Raw genomic sequence first — 13,907 nt, 5'->3', positions numbered from 1 at the left:
CTGCGGCGATGCAACAAACGACCTTTACGCCAGATATCATTCCGTTTATTCATGCTACGTACAGAAAGACAAGAAAAAGGACTGGCCATGCTGAACAAACGCCACTTGCCCTCGATCACCGCCCTGCAGTGCTTCGAGGCGGTGACCCGGCACCTGAGTTTTACCCGCGCCGCCGAAGAGCTGAACCTGACCCAGAGCGCGGTGAGCAAGCAGGTCGCACAGCTTGAAGAACTGTTGCAGCACTTGCTGTTCCGCCGCGTGCGTCGGCGTTTGCAGATGACTCCGGCCGGAGATTTGTATCTGGTCGAAGTCAGAAAAATCCTCACTCAAGTGGAGATGTCGACGCATTACCTGCGTTCCTACGGCGGAGAGACCGAAGTCCTGCGTGTATCCACCCCTTCGACCTTCGGTGCCCGCTGGCTGGTGCCGCGCCTGAAAGGCTGGCGACTGCGCCATCCGTCGATCCATCTGGACCTGTGCAACGAGCAGGAAGCCGATGATCTGTTGCAAGGGCGCAGCGATCTGGCCTTCTATTTCGGCCAGGCGTCGCGCCCGGGTACGGAGTCCCTGAAATTGTTCGGCGAAGAACTGGTACCGGTCTGCGCCCCGGGCAGCCTGCCCGACACGCCTTTGACTGACCCGACGCAACTCACCGATCTGGTGCTGCTGCAAAATGCCTCGCGACCGCAGGCCTGGCACGACTGGTTTGACAGCCAGGGCTACCACACCGAACACAGCTACCACGGGCCGCGTTTCGAAACCTTCTATATGTGCATCCGCGCCGCCCAGGTCGGCTGCGGCGTGGCACTCCTGCCACGGTTTCTGGTGGAAGAGGAATTGGCCGAGGGCAAACTGGTCATACCCTGGCAGCATGCGATGCCCAGCAGCGACGCCTATTACCTGGCCTACCCCGAGCACGCGGCGGAAGTACCGAAGGTACGGGATTTCGTGAAGTGGATGCTGGCGCAGATCGACAGCCCGGCTTGAGGTCAACCGGGGATCCCTGTGGGAGCGAGCCTGCTCGCGAAAGCGTCGGGTCAGCCACATCATCTTTAACGACACACCGCATTCGCGAGCAGGCTCGCTCCCACATTCGATCTGCGGTGTGCTTAAAAAATGCTGGCAATCCCTACCGCCGATATGCGCCACTAGCGCCATCGATATAGACCGCGCCAGGCGCGGCGCAACTGGAGACCCGTTTTATGAGCGAGAGTGTGTTTGCCGATCGCATCGTGCAGAACCTGCTCGACACCGACTTCTACAAGCTGACGATGATGCAGGCGGTGCTGCACAACTACCCCAACGTCGAAGTCGAATGGGAGTTCCGCTGCCGCAACGCCGAGGACCTGCGCCCGTATCTGGCCGAGATCCGTCATCAGATCGAGCGCTTGGCCGAACTGAGCCTGAGTGCCGATCAGCTGAGTTTTCTTGAGCGCATCACCTTCCTGAAACCGGACTTCCTGCGCTTCCTGGGTCTGTTCCGCTTCAACCTGCGTTACTTGCATACCGGCATCGAGAACGGCGAGTTGTTCATCCGCCTGCGCGGGCCATGGCTGCACGTCATCCTTTACGAAGTGCCGCTGCTGGCGATCGTCAGCGAGGTGCGTAACCGCTATCGCTACCGCGAAACCTCGCTGGAGCAGGCCCGCGAACAGTTGTATCGCAAGTTCGACTGGCTGACCGCCAACGCCTCGGCCGATGAACTGTCGCAACTGCAGGTCGCCGATTTCGGCACGCGTCGGCGCTTTTCCTTTGGTGTGCAGGCCGAAGTGGTCAACGTACTCAAGCACGATTTCCCGGGGCGGTTCGTCGGCACCAGCAACGTGCATCTGTCCCGCGAGCTGGACATGAAACCGCTGGGCACCATGGCTCACGAGTGGATTATGGCCCATCAGCAACTCGGCCCGCGCCTGATCGACAGCCAGATCGCCGCGCTCGATTGCTGGGTTCGCGAGTACCGGGGCCTGCTCGGTATCGCCCTTACCGACTGCATCACTACCGACGCCTTCCTTGGCGATTTCGACCTGTTCTTCGCCAAGCTTTTCGACGGCCTGCGCCACGATTCCGGGGACCCGGTGGCGTGGGGCGAAAAGTGCATCGCGCACTACCACAAGCTCGGCATCGACCCGATGAGCAAGACCCTGGTGTTTTCCGACAGTCTGACCCTGCCCAAATCGTTGGAGATTTTCCGCGCGCTGCACGGTCGCATCAATGTGAGCTTCGGCATCGGCACCAACCTCACCTGCGACATCCCGGGTGTCGAACCGATGAGCATCGTGCTTAAAATGACCGCCTGCAACGGCCAGCCGGTGGCGAAGATTTCCGACGAGCCCGGCAAGACCCACTGCAAAGATCCGAATTTCGTCGCCTATTTGCGACATGTGTTTCAGGTTCCTGCCGAATCCAGTCTATCTAGCAAGGAGTGAATTCATGCAAGCCGTACAGCGTGAGATTGCTGAGCAGCTCAAGGTGCAACCACCGTTCGCCGACGATCAGGCCCTGCAGGCCGAAGTCGCCCGACGCCTGACGTTCATTCAGGATTGCCTGGTCAATTCCGGCCTCAAGACCCTGGTGCTGGGCATCAGCGGCGGCGTCGACTCACTCACCGCCGGCCTCCTGGCCCAGCGCGCGGTCCGTGAACTGCGCGAAAAAACCGGCGACGACGGCTACAAGTTCATCGCTGTGCGCCTGCCCTACGAAACCCAGTTTGACGAGCACGACGCCAAGGCTTCGCTCGACTGCATCGCCCCTGACGAAATCCACACCGTGAACATTGGCCCGGCGGTCAAGGCGCTGGCTGCTCAGGTGTCGGCGTTCGAAGGCAAACCGGCGGCGTCGGTGGATTTCGTGCTGGGCAATACCAAGGCGCGGATGCGCATGGTGGCGCAGTACACGATTGCCGGGGTGGCGGGCGGTCTGGTGATTGGCACCGACCACGCGGCGGAAGCGGTGATGGGTTTCTTCACCAAATTCGGCGACGGCGCCTGCGATCTGGCGCCGCTCAGCGGTCTGGTGAAAAACCAGGTTCGGGCGATTGCGCGCAGCTTTGGCGCGCCGGAGTCGCTGGTCGAGAAAGTCCCGACGGCGGATCTGGAAGACCTGTCGCCGGGCAAACCGGACGAAGCGTCCCATGGTGTGACGTACGCCGAGATCGACGCTTTCCTGCATGGTGAGCCAGTGCGCCGGGAAGCGTTCGACATCATCGTCGCGACCTACAACAAGACCCATCACAAACGCGTGATGCCGTTCGCACCCTGAACGGGTACAAAACGGCAAAAACTGTCGCAGACAGCGATCCCGGTTTCGAGGATGACCATCGAAAGATCGCTGCCTGCGCTAGCTTTGCCACGGTATCCCCAGACTTGCAATCAGTGCTTGACGCGAGTTTCAGGGGGCGCCGCGTTGACAGTCACGGTGTAGGTCTCAGACTCTGCGTCGCCTTCAGCCTTGGCTTTCAGCGCATAAGTTGCGCCAGCTGAGAGGACGAACGCGCCGCCCCAGGTGCCATCCGTTGCCGTATACGTTTCAATCGGCGTCGTGTTAGCACCCTCCAGCAACTCGATCTTGCCGTCTTTTGCCTTGCCGCTGATCGTTAGACTGGTGTCGTCGGTAGCCCCACCGTCTGCTACGTCGCCTTTCGAATCCTTCAGCGAAGTGATCTCCAACTCGACTTCGGGCGCCGCGTTGACAGTCACGGTGTAGGTCTCAGACTCTGCGTCGCCTTCAGCCTTGGCTTTCAGCGCATAAGTTGCGCCAGCTACGAGGACCAACGCGCCGCCCCAGGTGCCATCCGTTGCCGTATACGTTTCAATCGGCGTCGTGTTAGCACCCTCCAGCAACTCGATCTTGCCGTCTTTTGCCTTGCCGCTGATCGTTAGACTGGTGTCGTCGGTAGCCCCACCGTCTGCTACGTCGCCTTTCGAATCCTTCAGCGAAGTGATCTCCAACTCGACTTCGGGCGCCTCGCTGACAGTCACGGTGTAGACAGCAGACTCTTCGCCGTCCCCCGCCACGGCTTTCAGCGCGTAGGTTTTGCCTGCTGTGAGCTCGAACTCGCCGCCCCAGGTGCCATCCGTTGCCATAAACGTTTCAACCGGCGTAGTGTTATCACCCTCCAGCAACTTGATCTCGCCGTCTTTTGCCGAGCCGCTGATGGTCAATTGGGTGTCTGTGGTCGTCCCACCGCTTGCTACTTCACCTTTCGAGTCCTTCAGCGAAGTGATCTTCACCTCGCCTTCGGAGACCTCGCCGACGGTCACGGTATAGAGGTCGGACTCCGATCGATCATCTGCTCTGGCTTTCAGCGTATGGATTTTTCCCGCGGCAAGCGTGAGGTCGCCGCCCCAACTGCGGTCATTGCCCACGCGAAACATGACAATCGGTTCAGCAGCACCGTTCAAGATCCATATCTGACCTTCCTTCCACAAGCCATTGATCTTCAGATCGGTATCTCCGGTCGAGCCGCCGTTCTCAACATCCCCTGTGGAATCTTTCAACGTTTCGATAAAGGGTTTGGTCGCAACCGCATTCATGGTAAATGGATCGGTGCGCTCGTCCTCATGGGCCAGACGATATTCGTGCCGGCCGTCCGGAAGATCGTCTATCAAAAAATTCAGGTCGCCCGCATTGTTTGTATGGCCGTTGTATTTCGGCACATCATCGATAAGGAGCTGCAGACTGGCGTCGGCAGGCCCGGTGACGGTGAAGTTGGCTCTTGCTGAAAAAATCGCGCCGCCGTCGGGAACGTCCTGCCCACCTGAAAACACTCTAATGATTTTCAGGTCGGCTAAGGTCGAGTTTTTGCTCTTGGCATTCATGTGGAAATCCTCTTTGCAATCGTCTGGAAAGAAGACTCATGTAAGCCCGACTTTGAAGGAATGGTCTACTGTCAGAAGTAACAGGTAGGCACGTTATTCGGACGAACGGTAGCTTTGCGCCCGACGCGAAAACGCCGCTGGCGATCATCGCGCAGCGGCGTTTCCTGCAATACCTGAACCCGGATTTACTTGAGGGTGACGGTGCCTTTCATCATCGAGATGTGGCCAGGGAACGAGCAGAAGAAGCCGTATTTTTCAGCGGCATCCAGCTTCGATACGTCAAAGGTCACCGAATCGGTTTCCTTGGCCCCGATGATCTTGGTGTGCGCGATGATGCGGGCGTCGCCATCCTTCAGGTAGCTCTTGTCGATACCGGCGGCCAGGCCGTCGGTAGCGATTGGCTGCATGTCAGCTTCTTTGCTGATCACCAGGTTATGACCCATGACGTTCTTCGGCAGGCTGCCGGAGTGGGTCAGTTCGACGGTGAAGGTCTTGCAGCTCTTGTCGATCACGATTTCCTTGGTGTTGAAGGACATCTGATCGGTGGAATCAACGGTGGTTTTGCACTCGGCAGCCATCAATTGGCTGCTGGCCAGCGCCAGCAGGGATACCGCAACAACTTTGGAAAACATGGTGAATCTCCAAGGCAGGGTTAACAAAAACACTAGTGGTGGAAAGACTGCCTGAAATCATCGCAAGTTCATATGACTTGAGTCAAAAATTGTATACAACTTTCAGGCTATGACACTCATCGACACAATCTAACGGTCATTCCATTCGCTCGGCCCTATGATCGGCCCACCTACTGATACGGAGTGCCTGTCATGTTCTTTAACGGCCTGTTGTGCAGCTTGCTCGCCGCCTACGCCTGTGGCGCCAGCGGTACCTTCGAAGCGCCCGAACGCGAAGTCTGATCCTTGGAGCGCGGAGCGGGAGCCGTTACCCTGTGCGACTGATCGCCTCAGGAGTAACCCATGTCGCTGAAATCCGTTTGTGTATTTTGCGGTGCCAACGCCGGTACCGTGCCAGCCTATACCGAAGCTGCCGTGGCCCTTGGCCGGGCGCTGGCCGAGCGCAAGTTGACCCTGGTCTATGGCGGTGGCGCCGTCGGTTTGATGGGCATTGTCGCTGATGCGGCCCTGGCTGCTGGCGGCGAAGTGATCGGCATCATCCCGCAAAGCCTGATGGACAAGGAGATCGGTCACAAAAGCCTGACCCGTCTCGAAGTGGTCGATGGCATGCACGCGCGCAAAGCGCGGATGGCCGAACTCAGCGATGCGTTCATCGCCCTGCCCGGCGGCCTCGGCACGCTGGAAGAGCTGTTCGAAGTCTGGACCTGGGGCCAGCTCGGCTACCACGGCAAGCCTTTGGGCCTGCTGGAAGTGAACGGTTTCTACAGCAAACTCACGGCTTTTCTCGATCATATCGTCGGCGAAGGCTTCGTTCGCGCGCCACACCGTGACATGCTGCAAGTGAGCGAATCGCCAGATTCCCTGCTCGACGCCCTCGATCAGTGGCAGCCGACCGTCACGCCCAAGTGGGTCGACCAAAAACCGGGTTAACCCCCGGACACCGATACAGGGCAGAATACGCGCCGCTCAACCTCACCTTCGACCCCAGAGGATCGCCCATGGCCAAACCCAATTACTCCTTCGCCAAACGTCAACGAGACCTGGCAAAGGAACAGAAGAAAGAGGAAAAGCTTCAGCGCAAGAAGCAAACCGCTGAAGAAGCGGCACTGAACCCTGACGGTGAAGTGGCGACCGATGATGATGTTGATGCATCCGATGCACCGAAAGATCAGACGCCCGACGCCTGAGCCCCACCGGGTTTGATGATCGAATCAGGCCCTGCGGATTTGTGACGGGGCTGGCGGTTCTGCTGCCGGCCCTCACAGCCCTTTCCAAAACACCCATTTCCCTTGTAGGAGTGAGCCTGCTCGCGATAGCGGTGTGTCAGTCACAACATTTATCGCCTGACACACCGCCATCGCGAGCAGGCTCACTCCTACAGTTTGATCTGCGTTACTCCAGTGGCATCACCGTGACCCGCACTTCCGGGTCGTGATTACCGCCACCGAGAATCACCCCGCGCAACGGCGATACATCGGAGAAGTCCCTTCCCCACGCCAACGTGATGTGTTCCAGCGCCGGCTGCACATTGTTGGTCGGATCGAAATCCACCCATCCCGATACCGGGCAGAATACCGATACCCACGCATGAGAAGCGTCGGCGCCGATCAGCCGTGGCTGCCCCGGCGGTGGCTGGGTCAGCAGGTAGCCGCTGACATAACGCGACGCCAGCCCACGCGAGCGCAGGCAGGCCAGCATCAGGTGAGCAAAGTCCTGACAGACCCCGCGTCGACGCTCCAGCACTTCCACCAGCGGCGTCGCCACTTGGGTGGCTTCGGCATCGAAAGTGAATTCGCTGAATATCTTCTGCATCAGCGCCTGCACGCCGAGCAGCAACGGACGTCCCGGCGGAAAACAGCTGTGCGAGAACTCGACGAAGCTGCGCTTCAAATGCACATAAGGCGACTGGAACCGGTAGCGACAGGCTTCGAGCAAGTCGGCGGACAACGGCTGGCCGCTGTAGGTCAGCGCATCGCGGGTCTGCTCCCACGCCGGGGACTGATTGAAATCCAGCGCCGGTCGCGCCAGCACCTCAACCGTCAGCCGGGCGTTGACCTGCAACTGGTCATGGGGCCGTTCGAAAGCCAGGCGCGTCAGCGGATTGCCGAACACGTCCAGCTCGTCGCGGCGCATGGTCGGCTCGGGGCTGATCAGCAGTTGCAGCTCGGTGCAGCGCTGCCAGCTGCATTCGCGCGGCCACAGGTGCGCCAGTTGCTGCGCGAGGGAGACCGGGCTGTCGTACTGGTAACAGGTGTCGTGAAAGATCTGATACTGAGCGCTCATCACACCGACACCGTTCGCTGGCTGACATCATCGACATGGGCGAAATGGCGCAACGCCAGACGATCCGATACCTGGCCGCTCGCTTCGGCGATTTCCTGCAACAGATCGGCCAGACCGTCCAGCGCGGCACGTACGCTGGATTTGCCGAACAGCGGATTTTCCAGACAGCCGAGATCAAACCGCGACAGGCGTTCGACCAGTTGCAGCAATCCGGTCTCGCGAGGCGCAGCGAAATCGTCGTTCAAACGCTTCAGCGTGCGGGTCACCAGTTTCAGCTGAAACAACACGGCGTGGGGGTTCTGCTCATCCAGCAACAGCAGATCGAGCACCGGAATCAACTGTGCCACCGCGAGATAGCGCGAGCGATAGGTGATGCTGCTGTTGCCCAGTTCCAGCAACCACTCAAGCCCCGCCTGATCGAACGCACCGGCACCGCGCAGAAACGCGGCCAGACTGCTGCTGAGAAACTGCAAGCGTTCGATGCGTCGGCCGATCATCAGAAAACGCCAGCCTTCGTCGCGGGTCATGTCATCCAGGGCAAACCCCGACAGCGCCGCCAGCGACATCACCAGACGGTTGAGGAAATCCAGCAGTTCGCCGAAGTCCGGCTCATCGACTTCCAGCTCCAGTGCCTCGCGCTGCAATTCGACCAGCGCCTGCCAGTTCTCGCGGGACAGCTTGCCGCGCACTTGCGAGGCGGCCCACTGCAAGCGCTGCAAGTTGGAACGCAGGCTGAACGACCAATCCTCGCCCAGCAACGCAGCGAGCAAGCGTTCCGGCAGTTCGCCTTCATCCGGCAACAGCGCCAGTCGCTCGCCGAGATCGACCGCCGCCTGCAACGCTTGCGGATCATCACCATCGACATAGCGCGTGAGCATGATGCGCAGCAGCCGCGCGCTGTCGTCACAGCGTTCGCAGTAGCGGCCGAACCAGAACAGGTTTTCCACCACCCGCGACGGCAAATACGGATCGCGTCGGACCAGATCATGCACGCCGATATTGCGCTGTGCCTTCCACTGCTCGCCACTCGGCGCACGATCGCTCAGCACCCAGGTGTCCTTGCTCGCCCCGCCGCGCTGCATCGACACCACCTCGGCATCGGCGTCGGCCGCCACTCGGGTCAACCCGCCCGGCAATACGCGGTAGCCATCGTGGCTGGCCACGGCGTACATGCGCATGCCAATCGCGCGGGGTTGCAGTTGACCGTCATCGGCTTGCCAGACCGGCGCCTGCGACAGTTGCGCCAGTTCTTGCGCGACATAGGCATAAGGCCGCGCCTGCATGCGTTGCGCCAGCTCCAGGCGCTGACTTTCATTCAAATCACGGCCGAAAACCGGCGCGAAGCTTTGCGACGGAAACGCCGGTTTGATCAGCAGTTCAGGGAGTTTTTCCAGCGCTTGCGCCAGCACTGGTGCCTCCCCGCACCACCAGGTGGCGATCGACGGCAGGATCAGTTCTTCACCAAACAGGAATTGGTTGATCTTCGGCAGAAAGCCCAACAGGCCCGGCGATTCCAGCACCCCGCTGCCCAGCGCATTGGCCACCAGCACCCGCCCTTGACGCACCGCTTCGAGCAGGCCGGGCACGCCCAGCGCCGAGTCGGTACGCAACTCCAGCGGGTCGCAGAAATCATCGTCGAGGCGGCGCATGATCGCGTGCACCCGGCGCAGGCCGCTGAGGGTTTTCAGGTACACCGTGGCATTGCGCGCGGTCAGATCGCCGCCCTCGACCAACGGATAACCGAGCTGGCGCGCCAGATAGAGATGCTCGAAATAACTTTCGTTGAAACGCCCTGGGGTCAGCAGCACTACCAACGGTGCGTCATCACCCTCCGGTGCCTGACGCGCCAGAGTTTCCTGCAACGTGCGGAAGAATCCGGCGAGATGCTGAACTTTCAGATCACGGTACAGATCGGGAAAGGCGCGGGAGACGATGGTGCGGTTTTCCAGCGCATAGCCGGCACCGGACGGCGCCTGAGTGCGATCAGCGGTGACCCACCAGCGGCCATCCGGCGTGCGCGCCAGATCCACGGCATACAAATGCAAAAAGGCTGACTCGGGCGGCGCAATGCGCTGACAGGGCCAGAGAAAATTGTTGTGCCCGAACACCAGCTCTGCCGGCAGCAGACCTTCGCTGATCAGCCGTTGCGGGCCGTACAGATCCGCCAGCACCGCATTGAGCAAGCGCCCACGCTGAGCAATGCCGACGGACAATTGCTGCCACTCATCCGCCGCAATCACATGGGGCAACAGATCCAGTTCCCACGGCCGATCGGCGCCTTTGGGGTCGGCATAGACGTTGTAGGTGACACCGTTTTCCTGAATCTGCCGGGCCAGTAGGGCCTGGCGTTGCACCAGTTGCGCGGGGCTGCTGCGCTGCAACTGATCGAACAGACGCTGCCAATGCGGACGCACTGCGCCGCTGCCGTCGAGCAGTTCGTGGTAGGTGCCCGCGTTCAGCGGGTAGCGGTCTAGCAGGTCAGGCATGGAAAGCTCGGCAGACAGCAGGGAACGGTCAGACTAACGCAGGCACGTGACACGCGGATATACGAAAAATCCGCGTGTCACGTGAGACTTAGAAACGTCGCAAATCGAGGGTCATCGGCAGTTCGTCACTGATGTCCACTTCAGGTATCGCAAGTTTCCCCGGGGTATGTCCGAGGCGGAAAAACCGCGCCATGCGCCGACTCTCCGCTTCGTTGGCGTTGACCGGCAAGGTCTCGTAATTGCGTCCGCCGGGGTGGGTGACGTGATACTGGCAACCGCCCAGCGAACGTCCCATCCAGGTATCGAGCAGGTCGAACACCAGCGGTGCGTGCACCGCGATGGTCGGGTGCAGACAGTTGGCCGGTTGCCAGGCCCGAAAGCGCACCCCGGCGACAAACTCGCCCACCCGTCCGGTCGGGTGCAACGGCACCGCGACGCCATTGCAGGTCAGCAAATACCGCTGCGGCGCCAGGCCGTTGAGCTTGACCTGCAAGCGCTCCAGCGAAGAATCGACGTAGCGCACCGTGCCGCCCGCCGAGCCCTCCTCGCCCAGCACGTGCCAGGGTTCGAGGGCCTGGCGCAGCTCCAGCTCGATGCCGTTGACGGCGTAGTCGCCGACCTTGGGAAAACGAAATTCCAGATGCGCAGCGAACCACTCCGCGCGCAAAGGATAGCCGGCATGGTTGAGCTCGACGATGACGTCGGCAAAATCCTGCTCGATAGAGTGCGGCAGCAGGAAGCGGTCGTGCAGCTCGGTGCCCCAGCGCGCCAGCTTCGGCGGCGCGTAAGGCTCGCGCCAGAACCTTGCAACCAATGCCCGCAACAGCAACTGCTGGGCCAGACTCATCTGCGCGTGGGGCGGCATCTCAAATGCGCGCAACTCCAGCAAGCCGAGACGCCCGGTAGCGCCGTCCGGCGAATACAGTTTGTCGATGCAGAATTCGGCGCGATGGGTGTTGCCGGTGACGTCGATCAGCAGATTGCGCAACAGCCGATCCACCAGCCACGGCGCGCATTCTTCGCCCGGTTCGGGTATCTGCGCGAAAGCGATCTCCAGTTCGTACAAGGCATCATTGCGCGCCTCATCGACCCGTGGCGCCTGGGACGTCGGGCCGATGAACAGCCCGGAAAACAGGTACGACAGCGACGGATGGTTGTGCCAATAACTGATCAGGCTGCGCAGCAGGTCCGGCCGCCGCAGAAATGGTGAATCCGCCGGTGTCGCGCCGCCGAGGACGAAATGGTTGCCGCCGCCGGTACCGGTGTGGCGCCCGTCAATCATGAATTTCTCGGTGGTCAGGCGGGTTTGCCGCGCCTGTTCGTAGAGAAACCCGGTGCGCTCGACCAACTCGTCCCAGGTCGCCGACGGCTGCACGTTGACCTCGATCACACCAGGATCCGGAGTGATCCGGAAATTGCTCAGGCGCGGATCACTCGGCGGCTCATAACCTTCCAGCAGCACCGGACAATGCAGTTCCTCGGCGGTGGCCTCGATGGCCGCCACCAGTTCCAGATAATCCTCGACCCGCTCCAGCGGTGGCATGAACAAGTACAGCCGCCCTTCACGAGCCTCGGCGCAGAATGCGGTGCGGGTCAGCCAGTCAGCGGACTCATCGATTTTCGGCACGCGCTCATCCAGCGCAGCAGGTTCGCCGTGCACACTGAGCTGCGCGGGATCCGGCAGCTCGGCAAAGTCCTGATTCGGATCGTTGGGATGGATGAACGGATATTCCGCCGCCTTCACCCACGGCTGCGACGCCAGCGGCAAGCGATACCCCAAGGGCGAATCCCCCGGCACCAGACGACAATGTTCATCGCGCAGATACCAGCGCCCGCTCTGCCACTGATCGCCCTTGGCCGTGCGCGCCAGCGGCAGCACCTGACCGATCACCTTGTTCAGACCCTGACCGAAAACCTTGCGCAGCCGGGCGCGCTCCAACGGATCTTCCAGGCGCGAATCTTCGGCGCTGACGTTGCCGGGCAACGCGCCCTCGCGCCACAGGTAATAGAGATGATCCTCGTAGGCCGGAAAGACAAAGCGCGCAGGCAACTTCAGACGCTCGGCGACGCTGGCCAGAAAGCGCCCGGCCAGTTCGCCGTCGGCACCGTAGTCCTGCTGCTCGTCGGCAATCAATGCGTCGTTGTGCCAGATAGGCTGTCCGTCGCGGCGCCAGTAGCAATTGAGCGACCAGCGCGGCAATTGTTCGCCGGGATACCACTTGCCCTGGCCGAAATGCACCAGCCCCTGCGGCGCGTACTGCTTGCGCATGCGCTGGAACAGTTCGGCGGACAGCCGACGCTTGTCCGGCCCCAGCGCGGCGGTGTTCCATTCGGCGCCGTCGGGGTCATCGATGGAGACGAAGGTCGGCTCGCCGCCCATGGTCAGGCGCACATCGCCTTCGAGCAGGTCGGCGTCGATCTGCCGGCCCAGCGCCTGGATCGCCCGCCATTGCTCATCGGTGTAGGGCCTGGTGACCCTCGGCGCTTCCCAGATTCGCTCGACTGACATCTCGTGGCTGAACTGCGTTTCGCAAGGTTCGACCAGACCACTGATCGGCGCCGCCGAGGACGGATCGGGACTGCAGGCCAACGGGATATGTCCTTCACCAGCGAACAGCCCGGACGTGGCATCGAGGCCGATCCAGCCGGCACCCGGCAGATACACCTCGCACCAGGCATGCAGGTCGGTGAAGTCGACGTCGGTGCCGGACGGGCCGTCGAGGCTTTTCACGTCGGCGGTCAGTTGAATCAGGTAACCGGAGACAAACCGTGCCGCCAGACCGAGATTGCGCAGCAACTGCACCAGCAGCCATGCCGAGTCGCGGCAGGAGCCAGAAGCGTGCTGGAGAGTGTGCTCCGGGGTTTGCACGCCCGGTTCCATGCGAATCAGGTAACCGATGTCTTCGCTGAGACGCTGATTGAGCGCCACCAGAAAATCCACGGCAGGCAGCGGCGTGCGGTCGATGCTGTCCAGGTAAGCCTTGAAGGTCGGGGTCAGCGGCAAGATTTCCAGGTACGGCGCCAGCTCCTTGCACTCATCGGCGGCGTAGCTGAACGGGATTTTTTCGGCGTAGGGTTCGAGGAAGAAGTCGAACGGGTTGAACACCGCCATCTCGGCGAGCAGATCGACTTCGATGCGCAGCTCTGTGGTTTTTTCCGGGAATACCAGGCGTGCCAGGTAATTGCCCTGAGGGTCTTGTTGCCAGTTGATGAAATGCTGCTCGGGCGAGACTTTCAGCGCATAGGACAGAATCCGCGTGCGACTGTGGGGCGCCGGGCGCAGGCGGACGATCTGCGGGCCGAGTTCGACAGCGCGGTCATAGCGATAATGCGTGACGTGATGCAATGCGACATGAATCGACACGGCGTGCCTCCTGCGAGCCTGGGCGTAGAGGAAAGCGCGCAAGACTTATGCCATGCACAGGCCAGCGCGCTTTCTCGAAATGCTCAAGGCAGTACAGCACCAAAACCGGGCGATGCGAGGAAATGCTTTGGCTCAGTTGCACGCAAATGTTGCGAAGAGCCGCTCACCCTAGCCCTCTCCCAAAGGGAGAGGGGACTGACCGAGGTGGATGTAAGAGGTGCGCCGACGTGAAAGTCTTGAGTCGAACCGGATTTTGAAAAGCATGGAGATCTGCTCCCTTCCCCCTCGCCCCCTTGGGGGAGAGGGCTGGGGTGAGGGGGATGGA

10 protein-coding genes are annotated in these 13,907 nt (G+C 61.0%); 5 read left to right on the top strand and 5 right to left on the bottom strand.

Going from position 1 to position 13,907, the window contains the following annotated elements; genetic code table 11:
- Positions 1 to 87: 87 nt before the first annotated feature.
- The 3 genes from LIS66_RS02715 to nadE all read left to right on the top strand — a co-directional run bounded on the left by LIS66_RS02715 (position 88) and on the right by nadE (position 3,258).
- A complete protein-coding gene (locus tag LIS66_RS02715; protein ID WP_042608958.1) occupies positions 88 to 987 on the top strand; it encodes a LysR family transcriptional regulator in 900 nt (299 codons plus the stop codon).
- 215 nt (positions 988 to 1,202) lie between these two features.
- Positions 1,203 to 2,426 (top strand): nicotinate phosphoribosyltransferase, encoded by a 1,224-nt coding sequence (pncB, locus tag LIS66_RS02710; RefSeq protein ID WP_042608959.1) that lies wholly within the window; start codon positions 1,203 to 1,205, stop codon positions 2,424 to 2,426.
- Between the two features lie 4 nt (positions 2,427 to 2,430).
- Positions 2,431 to 3,258: an ammonia-dependent NAD(+) synthetase gene (gene nadE, locus LIS66_RS02705; RefSeq protein WP_227973569.1), complete on the top strand. Its 828-nt coding sequence runs from the start codon at positions 2,431 to 2,433 to the stop codon at positions 3,256 to 3,258.
- A 110-nt stretch (positions 3,259 to 3,368) separates the two neighbouring features.
- Here nadE and LIS66_RS02700 read toward each other — a convergent pair whose 3' ends face one another.
- Both LIS66_RS02700 and azu read right to left on the bottom strand, forming a co-directional pair.
- Positions 3,369 to 4,817, bottom strand: a complete 1,449-nt coding sequence (locus tag LIS66_RS02700) for a hypothetical protein (protein ID WP_227973568.1) — start codon at positions 4,815 to 4,817, stop codon at positions 3,369 to 3,371.
- A 185-nt stretch (positions 4,818 to 5,002) separates the two neighbouring features.
- Positions 5,003 to 5,449 carry an azurin gene (azu, locus tag LIS66_RS02695; RefSeq protein ID WP_042608962.1) on the bottom strand — a complete coding sequence of 149 codons (447 nt, stop codon included), beginning with the start codon at positions 5,447 to 5,449 and terminating at the stop codon, positions 5,003 to 5,005.
- A gap of 342 nt (positions 5,450 to 5,791) precedes the next feature.
- Here azu and LIS66_RS02690 point away from each other — a divergent pair, with 342 nt between their 5' ends.
- Together LIS66_RS02690 and LIS66_RS02685 are read left to right on the top strand one after the other, a co-directional pair.
- Complete coding sequence (locus LIS66_RS02690; RefSeq protein ID WP_042608963.1) at positions 5,792 to 6,379, top strand: TIGR00730 family Rossman fold protein; 588 nt, start codon at positions 5,792 to 5,794, stop codon at positions 6,377 to 6,379.
- A gap of 68 nt (positions 6,380 to 6,447) precedes the next feature.
- Complete coding sequence (locus LIS66_RS02685; RefSeq protein WP_016771927.1) at positions 6,448 to 6,636, top strand: hypothetical protein; 189 nt, start codon at positions 6,448 to 6,450, stop codon at positions 6,634 to 6,636.
- Positions 6,637 to 6,841: 205 nt separating this feature from the next.
- Here LIS66_RS02685 and LIS66_RS02680 read toward each other — a convergent pair whose 3' ends face one another.
- From LIS66_RS02680 to LIS66_RS02670, 3 genes are all read right to left on the bottom strand, one after another.
- Complete coding sequence (locus tag LIS66_RS02680; protein ID WP_227973567.1) at positions 6,842 to 7,732, bottom strand: transglutaminase family protein; 891 nt, start codon at positions 7,730 to 7,732, stop codon at positions 6,842 to 6,844.
- Positions 7,732 to 10,218 carry a circularly permuted type 2 ATP-grasp protein gene (locus LIS66_RS02675; protein WP_227973566.1) on the bottom strand — a complete coding sequence of 829 codons (2,487 nt, stop codon included), beginning with the start codon at positions 10,216 to 10,218 and terminating at the stop codon, positions 7,732 to 7,734. The genes LIS66_RS02680 and LIS66_RS02675 overlap by 1 nt, the downstream gene beginning before the upstream one ends.
- A gap of 88 nt (positions 10,219 to 10,306) precedes the next feature.
- On the bottom strand, positions 10,307 to 13,582 hold the full coding sequence (locus tag LIS66_RS02670; RefSeq protein ID WP_227973565.1) for a DUF2126 domain-containing protein: 3,276 nt from the start codon (positions 13,580 to 13,582) through the stop codon (positions 10,307 to 10,309).
- Positions 13,583 to 13,907 lie beyond the last annotated feature (325 nt).

This window comes from Pseudomonas sp. HN2, from assembly GCF_020736465.1.
In the GTDB taxonomy this organism is placed as follows: Bacteria; Pseudomonadota; Gammaproteobacteria; order Pseudomonadales; family Pseudomonadaceae; genus Aquipseudomonas; species Aquipseudomonas moraviensis_A.
The sequence above is the reverse complement of the archived record's forward strand: the minus strand, read 5'-3'. Positions and strand labels throughout refer to the sequence as shown.

What these genes read in the sequence shown, in the direction of transcription:
- azu (WP_042608962.1), bottom strand. Translation starts at nt 5,449, where the DNA reads ATGTTTTCCAAAGTTGTTGCGGTATCCCTGCTGGCGCTGGCCAGCAGC.
- LIS66_RS02715 (WP_042608958.1), top strand. Translation starts at nt 88, where the DNA reads ATGCTGAACAAACGCCACTTGCCCTCGATCACCGCCCTGCAGTGCTTC.
- LIS66_RS02685 (WP_016771927.1), top strand. Translation starts at nt 6,448, where the DNA reads ATGGCCAAACCCAATTACTCCTTCGCCAAACGTCAACGAGACCTGGCA.
- LIS66_RS02675 (WP_227973566.1), bottom strand. Translation starts at nt 10,218, where the DNA reads ATGCCTGACCTGCTAGACCGCTACCCGCTGAACGCGGGCACCTACCAC.
- nadE (WP_227973569.1), top strand. Translation starts at nt 2,431, where the DNA reads ATGCAAGCCGTACAGCGTGAGATTGCTGAGCAGCTCAAGGTGCAACCA.
- LIS66_RS02700 (WP_227973568.1), bottom strand. Translation starts at nt 4,817, where the DNA reads ATGAATGCCAAGAGCAAAAACTCGACCTTAGCCGACCTGAAAATCATT.
- LIS66_RS02690 (WP_042608963.1), top strand. Translation starts at nt 5,792, where the DNA reads ATGTCGCTGAAATCCGTTTGTGTATTTTGCGGTGCCAACGCCGGTACC.
- pncB (WP_042608959.1), top strand. Translation starts at nt 1,203, where the DNA reads ATGAGCGAGAGTGTGTTTGCCGATCGCATCGTGCAGAACCTGCTCGAC.
- LIS66_RS02680 (WP_227973567.1), bottom strand. Translation starts at nt 7,732, where the DNA reads ATGAGCGCTCAGTATCAGATCTTTCACGACACCTGTTACCAGTACGAC.